This is a genomic window from Paenibacillus alvei DSM 29, assembly GCF_000293805.1.
Classification (GTDB): domain Bacteria; phylum Bacillota; class Bacilli; order Paenibacillales; family Paenibacillaceae; genus Paenibacillus_B; species Paenibacillus_B alvei.
On record NZ_AMBZ01000007.1, the window covers coordinates 239,106 to 263,991 of the forward strand.

Genomic DNA, 24,886 nt, shown 5'->3' on the forward strand with positions numbered 1-24,886 from the left:
CCACCCAAGCGATGCTTGGGTGGTTGCCTGGATTCGATTATTAGAACAAGAATGAGCGGCTTACGATTACAAGCAAAATGAAAAGTACCAAGATAACACCTGTGCTTGTGAAGCCACCGCAAAATCCGCCAACACCACAGTTTCTTACATCAGACATGTTCTTAACCCCTTTCGCTGGAGAATGATGTATTACCGTATAATTGTATGTAGGAAACTGCGGGGGTGATTGGACGTTTGACGGATTTCAGCGCGTCATTCATATGAAAAAGCCATGCAATTGTTGCATGGCTTGTACGTTCTGCTAGGTTTAGAAGCCTTTATATTGCGGCTCTTCCGCTTCCAACTGCTGAACGCGGCTTTCCACTTGATCCAAGATCTGCTGCGTTTGTTGCGCTGCATTGGTATATAATTGCTTGGCTTCTTGGTTTTGAGTAGCTAGTGCGAATGACTCTAAATCAGCCTGTACACCCTTTAATGAAGCTAAGCATGTTTTTACTTGTGATCCTACTGTCATGCTGCAACACCTCCCTTCCTCGTTCGATCTACAGAGCATAATTTGTCCCGAATACGGCTGTACCATACCTCCCAGGAGCAAATAAAACCACTTTCATAAAAACAGGAGCACCTACAAATAATGACGTAGTGGAACAAATGGAACTTTTCTTCTCAAGGAGGATGTATTATGCCACAATGGCTGGAAATCACACTTCGGACTTTGGTTGCGGTTGTTGCCTTGTTCTTGCTTACGAAGATGCTCGGTAAGCGTCAGGTAACGCAATTATCCGTATTTGAATACATAACCGGCATCACGATCGGAAGCCTAGCAGCCTATGTCTCTTTGGATTGGAGAGCAATTGGTATTTAGGGCTTGTGTCGCTTGGGGTGTGGGTTGCTGTATCATTCGGAATCGAAATATTGCAATTAAAAAGTAAACCGATGCGAGATTGGATTGATGGCAAGTCAACAGTCCTTATCAAGAACGGAAAAATTTTAGAGGATAATTTAAAAAAGGAACGTCTAACCACTGATGAATTGCTGCTGCTTCTTCGCAAAAAGGATGTATTCAAAGTCGCTGATGTGGAATTTGCCATGATGGAATCAAGCGGCGATGTTAGTGTGCTGTTAAAAAATGAGAATATGCCCTTTACCCCGAAGCATTTGGGCATCAAGGTTGCACCTGAATACGAGCCGCAAGCAGTCATTATGGACGGTCAGGTTTTGGAAAAACCACTGGCCACCATTGGACGTGATAAAAAATGGCTGAGCGAACAGTTAACCGCACTGGGGGTGAAGGCCGTTCAGGATGTATATTTGGCTCAAGTAGACAGCTTCGGAGAATTATATGTTGATCTCCTCAATGACCAAATTAAAATCACGGTTCCGCAGAAGCGGGCGAATACGCTGGCAACGATGAAAAAATGCGAAGCTGATCTGGAACTGTTCTGCCTGGCAACAGAAGATGAAAAGGCTAAGCAAATGTATTGGCAATGTTCTCGTACGATGAAGCACATTATTGAAAAGGTACGACCATTACTCATTCAATAATTGCAAAGGAATGGGATGAAGCGAGGTGGCTTTATGCTAATAGGCAAGCAATCTTGGAAATTTGAGCGAGCTCCATATATTATCGGCACGTCAGCTATTGTTGGCCCTGAGGAAGGGCAGGGGCCGCTGGCGGCTGATTATGATTTGATTCATGAGCAGCTTGATTTGTATGAGAAGAGCTGGGAAAAGGCCGAGCGCAAGCTTCTTGAACAAGCGACGAGTCTCGCCATTACGAAGGCAAATGTAAATACAAGCCATATCGAGTACTTCATCGGCGGAGACTTAATGAATCAGATAACAAGCAACAGCTTCGCTGCACGTACTTTGTCAGTTCCTTATATTGGTGTATTTGGCGCGTGCTCGACTTCCATGGAATCGTTGGCACTTGCGGCGATGATTATCGATTCTGGCAATGCCAATTATGCGCTGGCGGGCACGTGCAGTCATAACTGTACAGCAGAGAAGCAGTTTCGTTACCCTACAGAATATGGTTCACAGAAGCCGCCAACGGCTCAGTTTACTGTGACCGGAGCAGGGGCAGCCGTTCTGTGCAGCCGAGGTAGCGGGCCAAGGGTTACTACCGCTACGATAGGCAAGGTCATTGATCTAGGGGTTACGGATCCATTCAATATGGGGGCGGCAATGGCGTCCCGCAGCTGTAGATACACTGCGGGCACATTTCAGAGACACCGGGCGGGAGGCAAAAGATTACGATCTTATCGTAACTGGGGATTTGGCTGCAGTCGGTCATCCAATCGCGTCAGACTTGTTGAAACAGTCTGGAGTATCAATGGAGGGTACAGTATTCGACGATTGCGGACTCATGGTATTTGACCGCAACAAGCAAGCTGTTCAAGCTGGGGGCAGTGGCTGCGGCTGCTCAGCTGTTGTCACTTATGGGCATTTGATGAAGCGAATGATTCGAGGGCAACTAAAACGCTTGTTAGTCGTGGCTACAGGCTCATTGCTGTCTCCACTTTCGTACCAGCAAGGGGAGAGCATTCCATGTATTGCCCATGCGGTGTCCATCGAGATGGAATCGTAAAAACGAAAAATTATCATCTTACAATTAATGTATATAATGGATCCTGATTATCAGGATCCCTTTTTATGTCATAATGTATTTTGTTTTCAGACATGTGGTTAATTATTCATAATGTCTACTATGGAAATATCAATTTGAGTAAAAATCCTCTCCACGACTACTCCTGTAAGAAAATATAAGAAACTACTTTACAAAACTATGAAGATAAAGTAGTATAGTGAGAAATATTGAGGTGCCTATTTATGGTAGACGGTTTTATGTGCAAAGAATTTAATGGAAAACGAACGAAATTCTCGTATTTTTTTCCGCTGCTGCCATGTTTAAAATAGTGCATAAAAAAACATCACATCATTGGATTTATTCCAGATTTAGGGGGCGAAAGTATGAAGAAGAAGTGGAGTTTGTTCCTGAGTACGCTTCTTGTTGTATCGATCGCGTTGTCCGCGTGCGGCAGCGACAAGGCGAAGGAATCAGAGAAGAATGCACAATCAAATGAGCAGGGTTCTGGCCAAGAAGAGAAAAAGGACGATGCTGCTGGGGAAGGCGAAATTGTTTCTGAGGGTGTAATAAAAGCAACAGATCCTTCTAAATCTCCAGAATTGGCAAACAACCGTAAAGATATGGCTATTATCGGTATGACAGCTCCAAAAGGTATTTTCAACCCGATTTATTCGGAGACAGCCTATGATACTTATGTAATGCGCGCTTTATTCAAGGGCATGCTGGAGTATGATAAAGATGGTACATTGAAGAAAGCATTGGCGGAAGACTATCAAGTGTCTCCTGACAATCTTAAATATACGTTCAAGCTGAAGAAAGGCTTGAAATTTAGCGACGGCACGGATCTTACTGCAGAAGACGTAGCGTTTACATTTACTGCACTGCATGACAAATCCTACGATGGTCCGTCTGATATCGTCAAGGACGCACATATCAAGGGTGGACAAGAATACCGCGAAGGTAAAGTATCTTCCATCGAAGGAATCAAGGTTATCGATCCATTAACGATCGAATTCACGACAACAGAAGTTAGTGCGACAGCACTTGCTGCTATCGGTGGTTTGGAAATCATGCCTAAGGCATACTACGGCAAAGATTACAAACAAGGCAACCTCGGTTATATGCATGACTTGTTCACGAAGCCAATCGGAGCTGGCCCATACAAGCTGGATAAGTTCGTAGCAGGACAAGAAGCGCAGTTTACTGCAAATGAGAACTACTTCTTGGGCAAGCCTAAGGTTGAAAAGCTGATCTTCAAATTCACAACTGACGAAACCAACGTTCAATTGCTGCAAACGGGTGAAACGGATATGGATGCTCCAGCAGTATCCAAAGACCAAGTTGAACAATTGAAGGAAATGGGCTTCCTGGATTCCACATTGTACCGTACGAATGGCTACGGCTACATCGCATTCAACCACAAGCTGGATAAGTTCAAGGACAAGCGTGTTCGTCAAGCACTGACATACGGCTTGAACCGTCAAGAGATTGTTGATGCCGTATACCAAGGCTATGCAGACGTTATCGACATTCCGCAATCCAAGCAATCCTGGTCTTACACAGATGACGTAACGAAATACAACTTCGATCTGGAGAAGGCGAAGCAATTGCTTGATGAAGCAGGCTGGAAAGTCGGCGCTGACGGTAAGCGTGAGAAGAATGGCGAGAAGTTCGTAATTCACTTCACAGCTTCAACACCGAACCCAGTCAATGATGCAATTATTCCAGTTGCACAGAAGAACTTCGGCGATCTTGGCATCGAGTTCATCGCTGACCAAATGGAATTCAACGCAGTTGTCGACAAGCGTAAGAAGGGCGATTTCGACATGCTGTTCATGGCATGGAGCTTGACACCAGATCCGCAATCTTCTGAAGGTGTATTCTCAACGAAAGGCTTCCAAAACGATATCGGATACAGCAATACGAAGATCGATGATTTGTTCAAGCAGGCTAATTCGACTCTCGATGTTGAGAAACGGAAAGGATTCTTCCATCAAATCTATAAAGAGCTGAACGAAGATCTTCCTTACATCTTCATGTACCAACGTCGTGATATGTTCGCAACGAACGCTCGCCTGCAAGGCTTCGATATGTCGCCTTACCGAGATTTCACGTACTCTCTTCCTACTATTCACATTCAATAATCGAACATGCTTATGTTCTTGGAAAGTCCAGCGCTATGCTGGACTTTCTTTTTATTTTGACTCGTCTGAACTAGAGATGCGAAGGTTTGTTTTGATGGCTACGCTGGTAATCTAAAAGTAGATTTTAATCTATGGGCTTATTCATGTTACAATAATTCCTGATTCACAATAGCAGGTGATTAGCACATATGGAGGGAATTTTACGTTGAAATGGATGAAATCGCTGTTCGTCTTGTTCCTTACCTTGATGGTAATGACAGGATGCGGCACAACACAGGTTGATAAAGGGAAGAAGGCCATTGAACGTCCTTCGCCAACAGTGGAGTCTAACGAGCCAGTTCAATCGAAACCTCTAACAGACTTCGAGGAAGTAGCGAATTATATAAGGAAGCATCATTCTCTGCCAGATAATTTTATTACGAAGAAGGAAGCGGAGAAGCTCGGATGGAATGCAAAGGAAGGCAATCTGAATGAAGTAGCTCCAGGCAAGAGTATTGGCGGAGATATCTTCCGCAATCGGGAAGGCAAGCTGCCCAAGAAGAAGGGCCGCATTTGGTATGAGGCAGACATCCACTATTCTGATGGCTTTCGTGGGAAATACCGTCTTCTCTTCTCAAATGACGGACTTATTTACAAGACCGAGGATCATTATAAAACATTCCAGCAGATGAAAGGGAAGGAATGAGGACGATGACAAGACGAGTTGTTGAATTGGATGGGCGTGCTATATCCTCTCGAAATGCGGTGCATGATGTCCTCAGCGAGGTGCTGGAGCTTCCCGATTATTATGGACGGAATTTGGATGCGCTGTGGGATTGTTTGACGGAAGCCTCTTCACTGCCGCTTACAATTCATTGGAGCCATTATGAGGCTAGTAAAAAGCAACTGGGGGAATACTGTGAGCAGCTGCTGCAGCTATTTCGGGATGCAGAAGCGGAGCTGGACGGATTCAAGGTGAAGATAACTCGGTAACTTGAGAAAATGGATAGATAGGGATGAGAGGTCATTTCTTTATTCCATTGACCACGATAACGGTAATCGAAAACAAGCCTTTGACCATTAGGTCAAAGGCTTGTTTTGCTATGCTGTAAGACTGTTGTCGTGCTGTTCATTTTATAAGAAAACAAAATAAATCACTGCGGCCAATACGACGCGATAAATCGCAAACGGGACCAGCTTAATTCGGTTGATGAGCTTCAAGAAGAAGCGAATAGACAGCAGGGCGAACAAAAACGCGCTTATGAACCCGACAATAAAGAATGGAAGTGCATCCATCGAGAAATCCTTCCAATGCTTCAGAAGGGATAATCCGCTGGCACCTGCCATGACAGGTACGGCCATAATGAATGTAAAGTCAGCAGCTGCACGGTGACTCATCCCAAGCAGTACGCCGCCGGAGATTGTAGAGCCGGAGCGGGAGAAGCCCGGCCATAGTCCAAGACACTGGAACAAGCCGATGCCTAGCGCTTGCATGTACGTAACCTGGTCGACAGTCTTGGCTGTTGGCTTTGCAGGCCGGAACCAATCCGCTGCAACCATAAGCACTGCACCTAGCACGAGACCGATCAAGACGGTCTGAATAGAAAATAAGTATTGATCAATATACTTTTCGAACAGTAATCCAAGCACGGCTGCAGGGATTAATCCGACCAATACTTGAGTCAGCTTCAATCTGGAATGACCGGCTCTGCCCAGTTCCGGATCAACTGGTGCACGCTTCAAGCCGAGAAGCTGGAAAAAACGATCCCAAAATACGACGACAACAGCTAGAATGGAGCCAAGCTGAATGACGACCTTGAACATATTCGCCATTTGAGGCGAGAATATTTCCTTGGAATGCAGCATAAAGTCATCCACAAGAATCATATGTCCGGTAGATGATACCGGAGCAAATTCTGTCAGGCCTTCAACAACTCCTAAAATAAATCCGACAAACATGTCCCACCAATTCAACAATAGTCACTCTCCTATGTAAGGCCTTCGATATAAAATTGCGTACAGCACAAATCGTATTATATAGCGATTTTGTGCATTGTGGTAGTAGAAGTTAACATAATATATAATACGTTAACAAAATGTTTGCTTTAATTTGTTGGATACGATGTGATGGGGTAAGTTCGACATAAATAAGGAAGCAATACATGATCATTTATTTCTATTTATTTCTTGTTCTTAACATAAAGGTCGGATATGATATTAGTATCAGAAAAGGTAAAAAATACCTTTTGTTATGTTGGGGATTATGGAGGTGAGTCGATCTTGAACAAGACTTTGACTGAACAGTATTCAATAAGTATGTGGGTTAGGTCGATGGGTATCGTAATCTTGTGTGTGCTGCTTATACTCTCAACTTTATGGTTCGAGCAGCCGCCTGCTCCTAAGGGAGAGGATGCGCCAAAACTACAATTTTCTGCTGCAAGAGCGTTTAAGCATGTGCAGGCAATTGCCCGGAAGCCGCATCCATCAGGTACGGCTGAGAACGCTAAGGTTAGAGCGTATTTGGTGGAGCAAATGAAATTGTTAGGGCTGCAGCCTTCTGTCAAAACGTATCCATGGACAGGTATAGTTAAAGGCGCAACAGAGTCTTTAGAGCTGCATAATATTATCGGCATACATAAAGGAACCAAGCCAGGCAAAGCATTAATGCTGTTGGCACATTATGATTCAACGCCTTTTGGACCAGGTGCTAACGACGATGCGGTTGGGGTCGCCACGCTATTGGAAACGGCACGGGTCCTACAATCTAGTCCGCCGCTTGAGCGAGATATTTGGTTCGTTCTGTCAGATGGTGAAGAGAAAGGGCTGCTTGGTGCAGAGCTATTCTGGTTAGATGAAAAGCTGCGGGAGGAGATAGGCCTGGTTCTCAATTTTGAGGCGCGAGGCTCAAAAGGGTCTTCTCTTATGTTTCAAACGAGTAAGGATAATGGAGCTCTTATATCCGGCTTTGCTTCATTCGCAGTATCGCCGGTTAGCAGCTCTATGTTAGGCGAAATATATCGGATGATGCCAAATGATACGGATTTAACCGTTTCACTTCAAGCTGGCATTCCAGGACTTAACTTCGGGTATATTGACGGCTGGGACAAATACCATACAGCACAAGATGCGCCTGAGAACGTCTCTCTTGCAACGTTGCAGCATCATGGGGAAAACGCACTTGCGGCAGCCAAACGATTCGGAAGCATGGATTTGAAGCAATTGATTGAACCAGAACACGTGTATTTCAATTGGTTCACGATGCTGCTGCATTATCCCGATGCTTGGACCGTACCTATGTCCGTTCTTATTGGTGTTGGGTGGCTGCTAGCTATTGCTGTCCTTCTCAAGAAAAGAGCGATCGCGCTGAAAGGAATGGCTAATAGTTTCCTTATTATATTAGGAAGTGTGATTTCGTCCGTTATTCTTTCTTATCTGCTCTTTGTTGGGGGAGTGTATATTGGAAATTTGATTGCAGGTATGCAGCTTAATCTTGCTTCCATACCTGCTTCAGTTAATCTCGCATTCGTACTGGCTGCATTATTTGTACATCTCTTAATCACTCGACTCACACGTCATGTTGTTAATGGATTAGAAATGCTGCTGACAGGGATGCTGTTCTACTTCCTGCTTCTGATAGTTGCAATAGGACTTTTCCCTGGAGCAAGCTATTTATTCCTGCTTCCGCTTCTCATTCACGGTATTGTTATTTCATTCATCCTGTTCAAGCCTAATCCAGCTGCGTCAATTTATCATTCCGGGATCCATTTTGTACTGGCTATTGCTCCACTGACACTGACAACAAGTTTATTGCATCTCCTATACACAGGCATGCCCCTCTTTATTAATTTGTTCAGCTCGGTGCTTTGTGTATTGATATTTACTCTGCTGCAGCCGCTTATGACGAACCTAATCGTTATTCGCAGCAGCCAAGCTGCGCATTACATGAAAGTGAAATAGCGGAACAGCACTCATGCGGCAACATGGGTGCTGTTTTCTTTTTATCCGGTTATATCAAGTGTTACGATAGTGCATTACGAGCTTCATCACATCTACTCGCTCATAGGTACACCATTGTTCCCACAGCTTTATATCGCCTTCTAATCCGCCAACCTGTCGAGAACTATTGTCATCATGCTACAAATCCGGAAGAAACGGAAAATCTCAATTAGAACAACCGTTTGCTCATGCGTATTTGCAAGCCTTTTTGCAAGATTCGTCGTTTCTATTACGCCGAATTGATCCGGTTGAAGTAGGAAGTCCAGCGAATACGGTGAATACAACTTTTCATTAGAACGTGAAAGGGGAATGTGCAGCGAGAGATGATATTCTGCCCTGCATTCCTCATATGTACGAGTACGGTATAGTGTTATCGATTGCAGTGCGAGCTTACGAACTGTTGGACAAAATACTTTGGATTAAGCGGCTCGCCCGTTGCACGCTTCAACAGATCATTCCATGTCCATGTCGCGCCAGGGAGGAAAAATTGCTCCTTTACAAAAGTTCCTGCTTCCAGAGAGAACAAGTCATGCGAAATATTCGCCATCATATAATGTTGCAGTTGGGAAGCAGTCAGCTCACCCAATAAATAGCTTTGATAGCTTACAGGAGCAAGCGTGAAATGCATCTTGGCAGCCCAGTGCGGATGCCGGGTATCCTCAGGCGCATGCAAGTGCTGGATCTCTGCTACGAGTTGCCACCAACGTTCATTCACGTTCGTATGTGGACGCTCATACAGCTCCCGCTCGAACTTCACAAATGTAATATACCATCTCATACTGACCAGCATCTCGCGTTGAAGAGTACCGGGCAGGGCAGAAGCATGGGAAGAAAAGGCGGTTGGTTCCGGCTTGATGAAGCGGGTAATCCATTCCTCTTCCTTTGTCATTCTGCCAAAGAGCATCGCAATCGCTTCGGTAGTAAGCGTATGGGCAGGCTTCCGCAGCAGGAAAGGCAGCGCTGCGTCAATATTTTTCTCATATGCCGCATGACCGAACTCGTGCAGCATTACGCTCATCCCAAATTCGCTCGGATTGATGCTCATCATGATCCGTGGTTCGCCCGTACGTCCCATCGCCGTGCAATACCCATATGGATATTTCTTATCACGCGGATATAGGTCACTGCGTGCGATAACATCTTTGATATCAAGTCCCATACGTTGAAACGTCTCTGCAGTAATTGCTTCCATCCGGTCATTTTGCAAATAATCGGCCATATTCCATTCACTGACAGCAGGCGTACTCTGAAAGAATGGATCTGAATAATGCCACGGCCTAAGCTGCGATACTGTAATACGAAATTTTTGAGCCAGTTCCTCGTCAATTTGCTGCTTCACGAGCCGATACGGTTCTTCACTCTGGACAAGCAGCTCATCGATTAAGGCAAATACGCCATCAAGATCGAGATCCTGCGCGCTATATTGCATCTGATAATAATTGTCGTAACCAAGTGTGCGCGCCTCTTCATTGCGCTGCTGGATAAGCCGTAGTGAACGATCGCAGACCTGCTTGCCAATTTGCTTGCTAGCGAGCCAAGCCTGCTTACGTTCGTCCGGATCAAGGCTCGTTTCCAGAATCGTGCGAATATCATTGTTCGATACATGCTGGTTCTTTAGGGTAGGACGGTAGGAATTGAAAATGTCTACGAGTTCCTTTGTCATGCGAGTAGAGTGTTCGGCAAGCTTCGGATCTAACTGTTGATTGATCATCAAGTGACGAAGCTCTGTAAGCTGTCGTTTTTGTAATGACGTAAGCTGCTTATTCTCTAGGTGCTTCGTAATGAGGGCGAACCGATCCGTATCCGATAAATAACGCTTCCATTCATTTTGGGCAACTTCCAACGCATCATTCCAGGATCCCTCACCTGTAGAAGTTACCATCCATCCTGCTTGATCGATCTTTATGCTTAGTTCCTGAAGATTCTCATTCTCACGCTGCAAAAAGACCCCACATCCATTGCATCCATAGGAATTTTCCCCTCCATTTCTTCTAGCTCGATGTAAGTTTATAATTATTACAATACCAAAATAATGTAATTTGGGAGTTTTAATTTATGGCATTCATCGTACAATTATGCAGGTATTGTTGATGCTATTGGAGTTGTTCGTAACATCGAAGGTGTGGAATTGGAGCAGCTTTTTACGTGTATGGAGTGGTTATTATGCATCATCTGTGGACAAATGAAAACGAACATGAGAAAATAAGTAGTTGATATTGATAATCATTATTATTTGAGTAATTCGTGAGCAGCGAATGATAGGATCGAGAGGATAGGAAGTGGTGAAGGGGGAACGGGAAAATTGTACATGAAAGACGGATGTATTGCTGCCGGGGTGCTGCCGAATATTGTTTTTCTATTGCCAGTTGGATCCGTTTCTGTAGTTGAATGCGATGCTAAACATGGACTGCACCTATACAAAACCGAGTTCGACATCTATCACGCAATGGGGTGGAGTGATGTGAGAAGAGTAAGGAGAAGGAGTTGACGTTGCCTGTAAGCGGGGAAATACGGGTCGAGCAGCATCATCGCATTAGACGTTTGATTCGATAATTATTTTGGAACAGCCAATCTCTATCGCTGATTTCCTTGGACAAACTAGCAGATATGGCTGGTATGAATCCTTCATATTACTCTTAGCTATTCAAACGCAAAGGAAGAAGAGTCCAATCGAGTATTTGACCGATCTGCGCATGAATCAGGCGAAGCAGCAATTACTGCAGCCAAGTGGAAAAATACGCGACATTGACCGTGATGTCGGATATAAACACTAAGCGTGAATCCATTTGTCATACATATCGATAAAGAAGCGCCAATGCAATGATGTCTATGCCGGTCTATGATCGGATGTGGAAGAACGTAAAGCTGTATGGTGCGCGCAACATCGGGCATGTGTTTTATCGTTCTTTACCTATCATAATAATGATTTCATTTTCATTTAAATCTTAGACGACTTTAAAGGGGATATTGCATCATGATTACACGTCATCGCATGAAGATAATTACTTGCATCTGTACTTTACTCGTAATGATTACCGCAGCATGTAGCGGACAAGTGGCCTCGAATAAACAGAGCGAATCGGGGAATTCATCACAGGTTCAAACGGTCACTTCCGATACGAAGCCTCCAGCAGATATTGCGGGAGCAGACAAACGGATTGCGGTATTATCTATTCCTTTTACAAGCGACTTGCTTGCATTGGGAATTACTCCGATCGGAGCCGTCACGCAAAAAGGAAAAGAGTTTCTCCCGCATGTAGCCGATCTCTTGCAACATACACAAAATTTAGGGAATTCCCAAGATCCCAACCTCGAAGCGCTCGTGAACGCGGAACCAGACCTTATCATCGCGCAGGAAGAACTGATAAAGGGCAAGGATGAACTCGAAAAGATCGCGCCGACAATGGTACTGAGTTTCAAGCAGTCGACCTGGGAAGAGCAGTTGCAACAGCTCGGCAAGGCGTTAGGCAAGGAAAAGAGGCCGAGGCGTTTATTGCTGATTATAAACAAAAAGCCGCTACAGCAAAAGAATCTATCAAGCAAGCGCTTGGAGACGAAACGGTGTTAGTGCTGCGCGTCATGAAAAAAGAGCTCAGAGTATACGGGTTAGATCGCAATTATGGATCATTGCTTTATCGAGATTTGGGAATTAAACCTGCGAAGGGTTTGGAAAATATAGGACGAGGAAAAGAAGGGCCGCAAGCTATCTCCAGCGAGGTGCTGCCAGATTTCGATCCCGATCATATTCTGCTTGAGGTAGCTGCTGATTCGGCTGCTCAGCAGCTATTCAAAGAGTTGGAGGATAGCGCCATCTGGAAAAATCTAAAGGCAGTCAAAAACAGTAATGTTCATGCGATTGCACAGCAGCCATGGCTGGATTACTCTGCCCTTGGCCAACTTAAATCGTTGGATGAGGCAATGACTCTATTTACACGTAAATAGATGACTCGTCTAGAACATAATGAGGGGCTACCATTACATCATCAAGGATGACGAATGGAAGCCCCTCATTGTGTTGATCACATTACTATTGAATAACTCCGCATGCGATGCGATCGCCTGAGTTACCTGCTGGGTCAGTCTTGTAATCGTCCGGCTGCGCATGAATAATTAACGCTGTGCCGCCAGGCTTCACCAGGGAATTAGGCTTGTCCTTCTCCAGCGTGACCATCTCGGTTGTGAAGGTAGCTTGGGCCTTGCCATCTGCACCTACTTCTAAATTAGGCAAGTCGCCGCTGTGGTAGCCCTTCGGATTTTCGAAGCCATGCTCCTTATGGGTTGGATTCAAATGTGCCTCTGCCGTCTTGAAGTCAGGAGTATCACAACGTCCTACCGCATGAAAGTGAATGCCATGTTTACCGGGTGACAGATCCCGTACATCGACAGCCATTTGAACCTTGTTACCTACTTGGGTTAGCTGTGCAGTACCGATCGATTCTCCTTTTGTGTTAATAATGTTCACGTTCACAAATGGAGTTTTCTCTTCCGCAAGTGCCTCCTTGGCTGTACACGCACTTAGCAGCAGACAGCTTGCCAGCATACATGCAATTGCAAGTTTTTTCATATCGATCCTCCTTAAATTTTGATCGGGTCGGTAACAGTGTTTACCTATTTTACAGAAAGAAAACCGTCTGACTGTAATTTGCTTAGGTACAGGGTGGTGAATTGAAGGAATATGGTATGCTTGTATAAGACGAATATAGACGAGCCGACCGCTTGAGAGAGATTCGAAAGCAGAAACACTATAAAGCGAGGTAATGAAATGATTCATGTGACAGGTGCGATAGATGCGATGACAAGATGCCGGCACTATCATTCCGAGGTAGATGTGATTGCAATTAAGTTCAAATGCTGTGATGTGTATTACGGCTGTTATTATTGTCATGCAGAGATGGCCGATCATCAGCCAATCGTATGGCCTATGGAAGAGCAGGGCGCGAAGGCGATCCTTTGTGGAAGCTGCTATGCAGAGCTCACCATTGAGCAGTATTTGAATTCTCATTATAAGTGTCCGGTTTGCAATGTTTCATTTAATCCGGGTTGCAAAAACCATAATCATTTGTATTTCGAGTAAAAGGAGCTGCAAAGGAACCTGAGCCAAAACGGCCAGGGGAGTGAAGAATAGATGAGTTATACCGTAGATGACCTTCTGAGGATGAGAGTCATCTTTTTTGTTGTCTGAAGGGTACCGCTGATTTTGCTTTGGAATCGCTAATAAAGGTGATTAAGACATGCTGCTTCTTGAATATAGTGTGTATTATATATGTCTAATTATTGCGCTAATCCACGTTTTTCTTATTCATTTCCGAAACAAAATTACATATAGTGTGTATTAATTATTGAAATCCAATTAATTATGACGTAATATATAAAGTGAACAAAGGAGGTTCAAACGATATATGCAGAAACGACTCGGTGTTAGCGGTACAGGAAGAATCGGAAGATTGGTTATTCGCAGTCTGTTCATGGATGGTGACGGTGCTTCACTCGGCCTTATAAATTCTACCTGCGCACCCGATCAATTGGTGCATCTCTTGAAGTATGATTCGATTCACGGTCGCTGGGATGTAGATATGAAGGCAGGAGAACAATGCCTTTTCATTCAAGGGCACCGAATTCCGGTGGTGAGCGAGCGCAGACCAGAACTGCTTCCATGGAGAGAGCATGGAATTGATGTCGTCGTCGATGCGACAGGCAAGTTTAAGAGTCGTTCAGAAGCGTCCCTTCATATGGAGGCGGGCGCGAAGCGGGTAGTGGTGACAGCACCGGGCAAGGATCTGGACTGTACCATTGTAATGGGTGTTAACGAGCATGCATATAACCCGCAGCAGCATGCGCTGATCTCGACAGCTTCCTGCACGACGAATTGTCTAGCGCCTCTCCTTCATGTGCTCGATCAAGAATTTGGCCTGGACTACGGTTGGATGACGACCGTACATGCGTATACGAATGACCAAAAGCATCTGGATAATTCGCACTCAGATTGGCGAAGAGGCCGCGCTTGCGGCAGCTCGATTATTCCCACTTCAACAGGAGTTGGCAAAGCCTTAAAGGATATTCTGCCACATCTCGCGGAGCGGGTTCAAGGAATCTCCTTGCGAGTTCCTGTGCAAAATGTATCCTTGGTTGACCTTACTGCTGGATTGCACAGTGAAGTTACGAAGGAAGATATTGTTCGAGTATTTACGAATGCAATTAGGGAAGGCATGGAGCCTTATCTGGAATATAACGAGGAGCCTTTGGTGTCCAGTGATTATATTGGCAACCGCAAATCTGCAATTATTGATGGATTATCGATTCAAACGTCAGGTCACCAAGTGAAGCTGTTGGCATGGTATGACAATGAATGGGCATACGCGTGCCGTGTAACGGATTTCGTCAAGTATATGTTCGTCCAATCCGAGGAGGTAGAACCAACATGCGAAACCAAATCGATGAGCTCATCACTGAGTATGTAAAAGAGAACGACTTGGGCACGATCATTTGCCGTTATTGTGATGATATTATCGATACCTTGCCTACAAATGGTGTGAAGACAAAATATATGGTGTGTAATAAAGAATCGTGCCGCGAGCAAGAAGGGAGCGCTTCGGCTTGACAATATCAAGAGTGAACTCGTTTCGAAATGGCGGGAAAGAGGATGCCGAGCTCCTGGGCGGCAAAGGCGCTAATCTGGCTGAAATGACAAAGGCGGGGCTTCCTGTCCCGCCTGGCTTCACCATTACTACAGAAGTGTGCAGGCAATATTACAGCAGCGGATGCCATATGCCTGCAGGAATCATGGATGAAGTGATGCGTGCTCTGGTCGAGGTGGAAAGAGCGCAGGAACGGCGTTTTGGCAGTGAAGACTGCCCGCTGCTCGTATCCGTGCGTTCTGGTTCCGTGACATCCATGCCAGGGATGATGGATACGATACTCAATCTCGGGCTTACTGACAAGACGGTAGAAGGATTGGCTAAGCTCACGGGCAATCGACGATTCGCTTATGATTGTTATCGCCGTTTCATTCAAATGTATGGCTCCGTCGTTTATAACATTGAGGGAGTTCACTTTGAGCGTTTATTGCAGCAAGAAAAGCAGCTTGCCGGGTGTGCAGAGGACCATCAGCTCACAGAAGCATCCCTGAAATCACTTGTTCAGAAGTTCAAGCTTCTTATTGAAGTGCGAGCGGAGCGTACGTTCCCGCAAATTGTAAAGCAGCAGCTTCAGGAAGCTATTGAGGCCGTGTTCTTGTCCTGGTCCAGCCCAAGGGCGAAGGTATATCGGAAAGTCCATCAGATTCCAGATGATCAGGGGACTGCAGTCAATGTGCAGTCCATGGTATTCGGCAATATGGGCGAGACGAGTGGAACTGGCGTGTTGTTCACGCGGAACCCTTCGACTGGAGAGCCGATTCTATTCGGTGAATACTTGATGAATGCGCAAGGGGAGGATGTCGTCGGAGGCACAAGAACGCCTTGTCCAATCGCGGAGCTGGAAGTGACGATGCCGCATGTGTATGAGGAATTATCCTTATGTGCGAAGCAATTGGAATTGCAATATCGCGATATGCAGGATATTGAATTTACCGTTGAGAACGGTAAGTTATATCTGCTTCAAACTCGCAATGCGAAGCGCAACGCCAGAGCAGCATTGCAAGTAGCTTCTGATCTAGTAAAGGAAGGGCTTATTAGTAAGGAAGAGGCAGTGATGAGAATAGATGTTCAGCATTTGAATCATCTGCTCCATCGTTCACTCCATGCGGCTGCTGACCATAGTGCGATTGCGACAGGACTCCCCGCTTCTCCAGGTGCAGCTTGTGGGCAAGCTGTATTCGAGGCTGACGTGGCCGATGAATGGAAACGGGCTGGAAAACAGGTTATTCTTGTACGAATGGAGACGACTCCGGAAGATATTCACGGTGTCATTGCTGCTGAAGGGATTGTCACGCTGCGAGGCGGGATGACCAGCCATGCTGCGGTAGTTGCACGGGGTATGGGGAAACCTTGTGTATGCGGCTGTGAAACGCTGCAGATTGACGAGGAAAAACAGCAGTTGATCGCCAATGGATTCATCATCCACGAGGGAGATTGGCTTACGATTGATGGCGGCAGCGGTCAAGTCATTCCGGGACGGATTGAGCTTCAAGATGCGAATATAACGCCAGAAATGCTGCAAGTGTTGGAATGGGCTGATCAGATTCGCTCGATGAAGGTTCTTGCAAACGCAGATTCACCGTCTGATGCCCGTAAGGCAAGAGAATTCGGGGCAGAAGGAATCGGTTTGTGCAGGACGGAACACATGTTCATGTCTCCGACTAGAGTGCCTATTGTCCAACAAATGATTATGGCGGAGAAGGAGATTGATCGCCAGCTGGCACTGAATCGATTACTGCCGATGCAGAGGGCAGACTTCGAAGATATGTTCAGGGAGATGGATGGTCTCCCGGTTACTATACGGCTGCTTGATCCTCCTCTGCATGAGTTCCTGCCGAACATAGAGGAGCTTACAGAGCGCAAGGAAGCCCTGCATACCTTAGATAGTGAACAAGCGGATAAGGATGGAGAACTTCAGGAACTGGAACGCATGATCCGCCGTGTTCGCGAACTGCAGGAAACCAACCCAATGCTTGGGCAGCGCGGATGCAGACTTGGCATTATGTTCCCGGAAATTTATGAAATGCAGGTGGAAGCAATCTTCCAGGCTGTGCTTCGCTGTTTGCGAGACAGGGTTACGGTGCTGCCGCACATTATGATTCCGCTTGTTGGTCACGTCAATGAGCTGCATTTCCTCCGGAACGTTGTTGATCTGGTAGCGCAACAAGTGCTGGGCGAGGAGCGACGGAATTGCCCTTACAAAGTAGGGACGATGATCGAGGTGCCGCGCGCAGCATTGACAGCTGGAGAAATTGCTCGATCTGCTGATTTTTTCTCCTTTGGCACCAATGATTTAACGCAAATGACGTTTGGCTACAGCCGCGATGATGCGGAAGGAAAGTTCTTGACTCACTATGTGGAGAATAAGCTGCTTCCTTACAATCCATTTCAAGTGCTGGATACAGAGGGAGTCGGCAAGCTGATTGAGATGGCGGTTGTGCAAGGCCGAGCTAGAAACCCGATGCTTACGACTAGTATTTGCGGCGAGCATGGAGGCGACTATGAATCCATTATGTTCTGCCAGCAGATTGGACTGGACTATGTCAGTTGTTCGCCTTATCGACTGCCTGTTGCGCGAATTGCAGCAGCGCAAGCCCATATTCGTATGAATGGCGCAGCGCGGCAGCAGCATGCACAAATGCTTGGCACAGGCGAAGTTCAGGCAGAACAATCCCAAGAAGCAGCGGTGTGATTGGTGTCATCAGCGAGATATCGTAACCCTGCGAGATAAAAACGGGCTGGAGTGCTGCTTCTCCTGCAATCGGGAGTTACGCGCACTCCGCTCGGAATGCTATAATCTTGTCAGAACAGAATGCGAGCTGAATCCTGCGTGTACAGCGTAAGGAAAGATATCGTGATACAAGGCGGCCTTTATAGCATGAAACGGAGGGATGCGTTATCGAACTAACAACAAGACAGTTAGAAATTATCAAAATCGTCAAAAAGCATGCCCCAATTACGGGAGAGCAAATTGCGGAGATGCTCACGGTGAGTCGCCCTACGATTCGTGCTGATTTATCCTTGCTTGTCATGCTCGATTATATTGCAGCAAAGCCCAAGGTAGGCTATTTTCTCGGGGAGAAGGCAGAGAAAAAGAAGTCGGATTCATACGTCCTGCGCAACATGAAGGTCGGACAGGTTCAAGGCATGCCAATTGTAGTCGATGTGAAGACGACGGTGCAGGATGCGGTGGTCACTTTATTCCTTGAAAATATCGGCAGTTTAATGGTGACGGACGAAGGAGGCAAGCTTGCGGGTATCATTTCCCGTAAAGATCTGCTTAAGGTAACATTAGGCAATCCGAATGCATCCTCCATGCCTGTCAGTATGGTGATGACCAGACAGCCGAATATTGTGACGATCAGTCCAGAGGAATCTGTATTGGAAGCAGCGCGCAAAATGATTCATCATCAAGTAGATAGCCTTCCAGTTGTATCGTATCCAGAGAATTCTTCTGATGAAGATGGCAATGTCGTAGGGCGAATTACGAAGACGACAATCATTAAGCTGCTGCTCGACAAAGTAGACCAGGATTAGCAGGGGGACGAAGCGTATGGGGAACGCGTCATATACAATTACCGTGTGTTCGGATTCCGTCGGAGAGACGGCAGAAGCAGTAGTAAGGGCTGCTATACGACAATTTGAAGCGCCGCAAATCAAGATTAAGCGTTACATGAATGTGCGCAACGAGGAAGAGCTTCGTATTTTGATGGAGGAAGCTGCAGAGTCCGGAGGCTTTGTTGCTTATACGCTGGTACAGCCCGAATTGCGGGAGGCGATCAAGGAGCATGCCATTCGCCTGCATGTTCGAGCTGTAGATGTAATGGGGCCGATGATCCAGGCGTTTGTAGATACATTTGAGGATCAGCCGAAGCGAATGCCGGGCTTGCTGCATCGCTTGGATGACGATTATTTTCAACGTGTTGAGGCGGTGGAGTTCGCTGTTAAATGTGATGACGGCAAGGATCTGCATGCGATACTGAAAGCTGATATCGTGCTGCTTGGCGTATCACGCACTTCCAAAACACCATTAAGCGTATTTTTAGCCCATAAAGGGAAAAAGGTTGTCAACTATCCGGTCGTGCCTGAAATTCAGCCGCCGGAGCACTTATACAGTATTTCGCCAAGCAAGATAATCGGTCTGACGATGAACGCTGAGCATCTATTGAAGGTTCGTTCCGAACGATTGAAGACGATGGGTCTTCCTGTTCTAGCCAGATATGCATCACTTGATCGCATAGTAGAGGAATTGGAAAATGCCCGTTCATTGTTCGACCGATTAGGTTGTCCTGTCATCGATGTTACGGATAAAGCTATTGAGGAAACAGCAGGTATTGTGATGGATTTGATTCACTGAATGCATTTGCAATTAACTTTACGCAGCTAAAAAGGGAGAGAAGTGGAGATGGATCGTCAGCTAGCTTTGGAAATCGCGCGTGTGACAGAGGCAGGTGCACTGGCGTCAGCCTCCTGGATTGGACGGGGTGACAAACATGGCGCTGACCTTGCCGCCACCTCTGCCATTCGAGAAATGTTCGATACTGTACCGATTAACGGCACAGTTGTAATTGGTGAAGGTGAAATGGACGAGGCGCCTATGCTCTATATTGGAGAGCAGGTTGGGAATCGTGTAGGGCCGGATGTGGATGTAGCAGTGGATCCGCTGGAAGGTACGGAAGTCGTCGCAAATGGATTGAACAACGGGATGTCTGTTATTGCTATTGCGGAAAGAGGAAACCTGCTGCATGCGCCGGATATGTATATGCAGAAGCTTGCAGTCGGTCCGTTACTCGCCGGACATGTTAGTCTGGACGATCCGATTGAGCTTACGCTGGAGAAGTCTGCTGAAAGGCTCGGCAAGTCTGTTCAGGAGCTCACGGTCATGATTCTGCAGCGCGATCGCCATAGTGATATCATTCAAGTGCTGCGAAATCATGGAGTTCGGATAAAGCTCCTCGAGCATGGAGATGTATCTGGTGCAATTGTGTCGGCGATTCCCGAAAGCGGTGTGGATCTCTATGTAGGCTCAGGCGGTGCTCCGGAAGGCGTATTAGCCGCAGCTGCATTACGCTGTCTTGGGGGAGAGATGCAGGGCCGTCTAATGGTGGAAAGCCGGAAGCAGTATGATCGCTGCAGGAAAATGGGGATTTCGGATCCTAGTGCGCTGCTGCGGATGGAGGATCTCGTAGGCACGGGGGACATTATTTTTGCAGCGACAGGCATTACGACTAGTGACCTGCTGAACGGCGTGCGTTATTTGGCGGGACAGCGTGTAGAGACGCATTCGGTCATTATGCGCGCGAATACGGGCACTATTCGGTACTTGCGCTGCGTACACAATATGTCGATGAAGCTCAAGCATGCGTCAGGAATGCATTGATAGGGACGCAGATCCATACGGCAAAACCCGTACCTAGTGTTAAGCTAATTTAAGATTGTGAAATGTTAAAGGCATTATTTCATAATGAACGAAAAACTCACGTTTGATGAACTGGGCGAGACCGTTAGGTAACGGTCGACCGCATGGTCTCAAGCGTGAGTTTTTTAATTTTATAGCCTTCGCTGGTAGTGATAATAGTAATGTATTTACAGTAAATTTTCAGAAAACCGTTAAAAAGCATTGGAAACTATATGAAGCTATAAAAAATATGTCTGAATTTGTCGATAATGATTAAGTTACATATAGAGGGGAGAGAAACCATGAAGTTTAGATTTAGAGACCTGAATACTTCAATGAAAATCTTTATACTGGTCGGAGTCGGCAGTGTGCTGTTGGCTTTCATCACCATGATGTCGTATCAGTCAATGAATGAAATCAATGATAAGAACGACAACATGTTCGATCATAATCTGAAATCCATCATGTGGGTGAAGCAGATTATGGTGAACAATCGTACCATTGATGCGGCTATCTTCGAATTGATGGCTAGCAGTGACGACACTAGAAATAATGAACTCAAGCAAACGATTGATCGATTGCGAGCAGAGAATAATACTTTGTTGACACGTTACAAAGAGGTTATGCAAACAGAACAAGAGAAGAAGCTGGTAGATGGATATGATAAGGCGTTAAAGCCTTATCGTGAAAGTAATATACGTTCAATTGAATTAGCCATAGCCAATAAGAACGAAGAGGCATATGATTTTTATAATGGGAATGTGCGTGAAGTCAGAGTCAAAGTACAACATATACTTACTGAGCTTGCGAAACTGAATGAAGATTTGGCAGCAAAGCAAGCTGAGGAGGTGGGGCAGCTTACAGATGCTTCCACCTTAACAAATGTGATTATTGGAATCATATCCTTCCTGCTATGCTTGTTTGTTGGGTACATCACCGTCAACATGATTGTGAAGCCGCTTCGTCAAATGCAAAGGCTGATGGAGCAAGCTGAACAAGGGGATCTAACCGTTCGCGGCACGTATGAATCCAAGGATGAAATTGGGGTGCTGATGAAGGACTTTAACAAGATGATGGAAGGTTTGTCGTCGATTATGAGCACTGTGCATGAACGTTCAGAGCTGCTGCTTCATAATTCACGCCTTGTATCGGACAATGCAAATGAAACGGCGCAAGCGACAGAGCATATTGCAGCTTCAATGGAACAAATCGCAACCGGTTCACAGTTGCAGCAGACGGCATCGGAGGAAAATGCAATCGCACTTGAGGAATTTGCACGCGGCATCCAATCTATCGTTGAAAACACGGCCAGTGTAGCGGAATTGGCAAGTCATTCAGCGCTACAAGCCGAGAAGGGGAATGCGACGATCGTTGATGCGATGGAGCAGATGAAGTCAATTAATCAATCCGTGCATACAACTGAATCCGCAGTGGAGCAGCTGCTTGATCATTCCCTTCAGATTGAGAAGATTATTGATGTCATTACGAATATTGCAGGGCAGACGAACCTGCTTGCACTGAATGCATCGATTGAAGCGGCAAGAGCCGGGGAGAGCGGCAGAGGCTTCTCTGTAGTTGCTGGCGAGGTTCGCAAACTGGCTGAACAATCGAGTGAATCTGCCAAGCAGATTGCCGAACTCATTTCCGTCATGCAGAATAGCACGCAGGAAACCGTAAATGCAATGGGCTATGTTCGGCAGGAGGTAGCTTCCGGCATGAAGGTGGTTGCACAGGCCGGGCAGATGTTCGAGCATATTATGGCGTTGGTGCAGCAAGTAACAGGTCAAGTGCAGGAGACATCTGCAGCTACCGAAGAAATGTCAGCAGGTACAGAGGAGATTACGGCCTCCGTAGATGAAATGGCGAAGGTTGCGACTGATGCTTCCTCTGCGGTACAATCAGTCGTTGCTGCTTCAGAAGAGCAGCTTGCTTCCGTGGAGACCATATCGGCCTCGATCGAACAGCTTAAGCAAATGGCGGAAGAGCTGCAGATGATGGTAAATCGTTTCAGACTATAATCAAAAATATACAAGCTGCAAAAATAGCCGGCTGTCGTTGGAGACAGGCCGGCTATTTTAATCATTAGAAGATCTGCATTATTTATAATAAGAGTCGATAAGGGGGATGAAGTATCCGCCCGCTTTTCATTATTTCTTGATCAATTGCAGCGACTCTTAAGAAACGAGCTTCTGATAGTTTGGAGTGACTATTACAGACGGGTTCTAATTGGATTATCCGAACGCTCGCTATCATGCAATAGTTTTATAGTACTTTTCTTGCGTTAGGTAAGGGGGAAGTGTGCGTTTTTTTCTTGGTAAGTAGAAAAAACGCTTGAGCTTTGATGAGCCCAAGCGTTCATTGTGATACGAAATCGCTTATTGTGCTTTTGCGAAGTCAGCCGACTTGATACCAGCTTGACGTCCGAAAATGATGATATCTGCAACGGAGTTGCCGCCGATACGGTTTTGACCGTGCAATCCGCCAATCACTTCGCCAGCTGCGAACAGACCTGGGATAGACTTGCCGTCCTTCGTTACTACCTCAGTGTTCGTATTGACTTTCACGCCGCCCATAGTGTAATGAATACCTGGAGCGATTTTGATGGCATAGAATGGGCCAGCGGACAGTTCGTTGTCCATGCCTGTTGTTCTGCCGAATTCAGCGTCTTTTTTATCCTTCACTGCGCCGTTCCATGTATCCAGCGTAGATTTTAGTTGGTCTGCCGGAACGCCCATTTCTTTTGCCAGAGCCTCAACCGTTTCGCCTTTAATAACGAAGCCCATTTTTTCGTATTGCTGAATCGCTTTTGCACGCGACTTTACGCCGGAATCAAATACGAGATAAGCGGCTTTGTCAGCAAGCTTATTGATGGCTGCAGTTACATTGTCACGAGTGTCTAATTCGTTAGTGAATCGTTTGCCGTCTTTAGAAACGAGAATTGCGCCTTCACCGCGGACAGCTTCCCCGATGAGATACGATTTCTCTTGCTGCACAGTAGGGTGAACCTGAATTTGATCCATATCAACAGTAACGCCGCCGAGTTTTTCAATCATTGTAATGCCGTCACCTGTGCTGCCTTCTTGGTTTGTCGTTACGAGACCTTTCAAATCAGGGCGAACAGAGGAGATCATATCCATATTGGCACCGTAACCGCCAGTTGTCACAACAACTGCATTCGCTGCAATATTTTTCTCATCCTTCTCTTCAAAGAGAACTTTAACGCCGTTAACCTTACCGTCTTTTTCAGTAATATCTGTTACTTTTGCATTGACGAAAAGTGGAATTCCTTTAGATTGTACATTTTTAACAAGACCGCTAACGAGATATTGTCCAACAGCAGAGCCGTCCTCAGGACGGTGTGTACGTTTTTCTTTCATACCGCCAGTAATCGTGAGATTGTTCAAGCGAATGCCGATAGAATCCAGCCAGTCAATCGCGTTTGCGGAATTGTCAACGAAGTAACGAAGCATTTCTTTGTCGTTCGTTCCATGACCGCCTTTTAACGTTTCTTCAAAGAAGAGATCGTTGCTATCTTCAATGCTTTGCTCTTTTTGGAATTTCGTCTGAGAAGCATTCATACCCGATGAGGACTTCATCGTATTTCCGCCGGCTGCCGGCATTTTTTCGAAAATAACCGGGTTCATGCCTTTGGCTTTTGCCTCAAGGGCAGCGGTCATCCCAGCTCCACCTGCACCGATGATGATGATATCATATTTATCTTGTAATTGATCGATAGGGGTGTAGCTTGCTTTCGAAGCTCCCGACACGGCTTCTGATTCTGGTTTCTCTGCTTTTGTTGCATTGTCTTGATTCTGGTTCGCGCTCGTATTCCCGTTACCGCCGCATCCAGCGATGATGAGCATAAACGAGAGAACGAGAATCAACGTTGCTGCTGCATTCTTTCTCATGAGTTTTCCTCCGCTTTCTATCTCTTTATAGATGAACCTTAAGGGAATACCTAGGACGGAATGCAACGAAGCGAACCCGTAATGTCGAGTAGGCTATGTACTGCGGTTTCTACGCAATTGAATGGCTTTCATAGTTGCTCTTCCGACTTCTAAGTTGGCTCTCTTTTAAGTTCATTTTAATTTTAATATATTTTCAATTATTATATTGTGATGTTTTTCACATTCCAAGGTGGTTT

General features: G+C 45.9%; 19 protein-coding genes and 3 pseudogenes. 16 read left to right on the top strand and 6 right to left on the bottom strand.

Going from position 1 to position 24,886, the window contains the following annotated elements; translation table 11 throughout:
* Positions 1-40 precede the first annotated feature (40 nt).
* Positions 41-157 (bottom strand): sporulation protein YjcZ, encoded by a 117-nt coding sequence (locus PAV_RS35570; RefSeq protein ID WP_193373007.1) that lies wholly within the window; start codon positions 155-157, stop codon positions 41-43.
* Positions 158-307: 150 nt separating this feature from the next.
* Positions 308-514 carry a DUF1657 domain-containing protein gene (locus tag PAV_RS22370; RefSeq protein WP_005550041.1) on the bottom strand — a complete coding sequence of 69 codons (207 nt, stop codon included), beginning with the start codon at positions 512-514 and terminating at the stop codon, positions 308-310.
* Positions 515-682: 168 nt separating this feature from the next.
* Between PAV_RS22370 and PAV_RS22375 the strand changes: the two are divergent.
* The 5 genes and pseudogenes from PAV_RS22375 to PAV_RS22395 all read left to right on the top strand — a co-directional run bounded on the left by PAV_RS22375 (position 683) and on the right by PAV_RS22395 (position 5,706).
* Positions 683-1,545: pseudogene (locus tag PAV_RS22375) on the top strand (DUF421 domain-containing protein).
* 33 nt (positions 1,546-1,578) lie between these two features.
* Positions 1,579-2,590 (top strand): annotated as a pseudogene (gene spoVAD / locus PAV_RS22380) (stage V sporulation protein AD).
* A 383-nt stretch (positions 2,591-2,973) separates the two neighbouring features.
* Positions 2,974-4,734: an ABC transporter substrate-binding protein gene (locus PAV_RS22385; RefSeq protein WP_005550044.1), complete on the top strand. Its 1,761-nt coding sequence runs from the start codon at positions 2,974-2,976 to the stop codon at positions 4,732-4,734.
* 205 nt (positions 4,735-4,939) lie between these two features.
* The gene (locus tag PAV_RS22390) at positions 4,940-5,419 is read left to right on the top strand and encodes a ribonuclease domain-containing protein (protein WP_005550045.1); all 480 of its coding nucleotides are present in this window, start codon (positions 4,940-4,942) and stop codon (positions 5,417-5,419) included.
* 5 nt (positions 5,420-5,424) lie between these two features.
* Positions 5,425-5,706 (top strand): barstar family protein, encoded by a 282-nt coding sequence (locus PAV_RS22395; RefSeq protein ID WP_005550047.1) that lies wholly within the window; start codon positions 5,425-5,427, stop codon positions 5,704-5,706.
* Positions 5,707-5,847: 141 nt separating this feature from the next.
* Here the strand turns inward: PAV_RS22395 and PAV_RS22400 are convergent, their stop codons facing one another.
* The gene (locus tag PAV_RS22400; RefSeq protein ID WP_157267196.1) at positions 5,848-6,672 is read right to left on the bottom strand and encodes an undecaprenyl-diphosphate phosphatase; all 825 of its coding nucleotides are present in this window, start codon (positions 6,670-6,672) and stop codon (positions 5,848-5,850) included.
* A gap of 321 nt (positions 6,673-6,993) precedes the next feature.
* Between PAV_RS22400 and PAV_RS22405 the strand changes: the two genes are divergently transcribed.
* Complete coding sequence (locus PAV_RS22405; RefSeq protein ID WP_157267155.1) at positions 6,994-8,670, top strand: M28 family peptidase; 1,677 nt, start codon at positions 6,994-6,996, stop codon at positions 8,668-8,670.
* 409 nt (positions 8,671-9,079) lie between these two features.
* On the opposite strand, the gene PAV_RS22410 is transcribed toward PAV_RS22405, so the two are convergent.
* On the bottom strand, positions 9,080-10,651 hold the full coding sequence (locus tag PAV_RS22410; RefSeq protein WP_005550051.1) for a M3 family metallopeptidase: 1,572 nt from the start codon (positions 10,649-10,651) through the stop codon (positions 9,080-9,082).
* 616 nt (positions 10,652-11,267) lie between these two features.
* Between PAV_RS22410 and PAV_RS34860 the strand changes: the two genes are divergently transcribed.
* Positions 11,268-11,483 (top strand): helix-turn-helix transcriptional regulator, encoded by a 216-nt coding sequence (locus PAV_RS34860; protein WP_157267158.1) that lies wholly within the window; start codon positions 11,268-11,270, stop codon positions 11,481-11,483.
* Positions 11,484-11,737: 254 nt separating this feature from the next.
* Positions 11,738-12,651: pseudogene (locus PAV_RS36410) on the top strand (ABC transporter substrate-binding protein).
* Between the two features lie 85 nt (positions 12,652-12,736).
* On the opposite strand, the gene PAV_RS22425 reads toward PAV_RS36410, so the two are convergent.
* Positions 12,737-13,273, bottom strand: a complete 537-nt coding sequence (locus PAV_RS22425; protein WP_005550057.1) for a superoxide dismutase family protein — start codon at positions 13,271-13,273, stop codon at positions 12,737-12,739.
* A 198-nt stretch (positions 13,274-13,471) separates the two neighbouring features.
* On the opposite strand from PAV_RS22425, the gene PAV_RS22430 reads away from it, so the two are divergent.
* The 8 genes from PAV_RS22430 to PAV_RS22470 all read left to right on the top strand — a co-directional run bounded on the left by PAV_RS22430 (position 13,472) and on the right by PAV_RS22470 (position 22,760).
* Positions 13,472-13,783 (top strand): CHY zinc finger protein, encoded by a 312-nt coding sequence (locus tag PAV_RS22430; RefSeq protein WP_005550058.1) that lies wholly within the window; start codon positions 13,472-13,474, stop codon positions 13,781-13,783.
* A 325-nt stretch (positions 13,784-14,108) separates the two neighbouring features.
* Positions 14,109-15,167 carry a type I glyceraldehyde-3-phosphate dehydrogenase gene (gene gap, locus PAV_RS22435; protein ID WP_005550060.1) on the top strand — a complete coding sequence of 353 codons (1,059 nt, stop codon included), beginning with the start codon at positions 14,109-14,111 and terminating at the stop codon, positions 15,165-15,167.
* The gene (locus PAV_RS34865; protein ID WP_005550061.1) at positions 15,128-15,307 is read left to right on the top strand and encodes a GapA-binding peptide SR1P; all 180 of its coding nucleotides are present in this window, start codon (positions 15,128-15,130) and stop codon (positions 15,305-15,307) included. Before gap ends, PAV_RS34865 begins: the two co-directional genes overlap by 40 nt.
* Positions 15,304-18,036 carry a pyruvate, phosphate dikinase gene (ppdK, locus tag PAV_RS22445; protein ID WP_005550062.1) on the top strand — a complete coding sequence of 911 codons (2,733 nt, stop codon included), beginning with the start codon at positions 15,304-15,306 and terminating at the stop codon, positions 18,034-18,036. The genes PAV_RS34865 and ppdK overlap by 4 nt, the downstream gene beginning before the upstream one ends.
* Positions 18,037-18,242: 206 nt before the next feature.
* Positions 18,243-18,881, top strand: a complete 639-nt coding sequence (locus tag PAV_RS22450) for a CBS domain-containing protein (RefSeq protein ID WP_040736521.1) — start codon at positions 18,243-18,245, stop codon at positions 18,879-18,881.
* 16 nt (positions 18,882-18,897) lie between these two features.
* Entirely contained in the window at positions 18,898-19,701 is an 804-nt protein-coding gene (locus PAV_RS22455; protein ID WP_005550064.1) for a pyruvate, water dikinase regulatory protein, read from the top strand.
* Between the two features lie 48 nt (positions 19,702-19,749).
* Positions 19,750-20,724 (top strand): class II fructose-bisphosphatase, encoded by a 975-nt coding sequence (gene glpX, locus PAV_RS22460; protein WP_005550065.1) that lies wholly within the window; start codon positions 19,750-19,752, stop codon positions 20,722-20,724.
* A 320-nt stretch (positions 20,725-21,044) separates the two neighbouring features.
* Positions 21,045-22,760, top strand: a complete 1,716-nt coding sequence (locus tag PAV_RS22470) for a methyl-accepting chemotaxis protein (protein WP_005550066.1) — start codon at positions 21,045-21,047, stop codon at positions 22,758-22,760.
* 357 nt (positions 22,761-23,117) lie between these two features.
* Here PAV_RS22470 and PAV_RS22475 read toward each other — a convergent pair whose 3' ends face one another.
* On the bottom strand, positions 23,118-24,650 hold the full coding sequence (locus tag PAV_RS22475) for a flavocytochrome c (RefSeq protein ID WP_005550067.1): 1,533 nt from the start codon (positions 24,648-24,650) through the stop codon (positions 23,118-23,120).
* Positions 24,651-24,886: the final 236 nt, after the last annotated feature.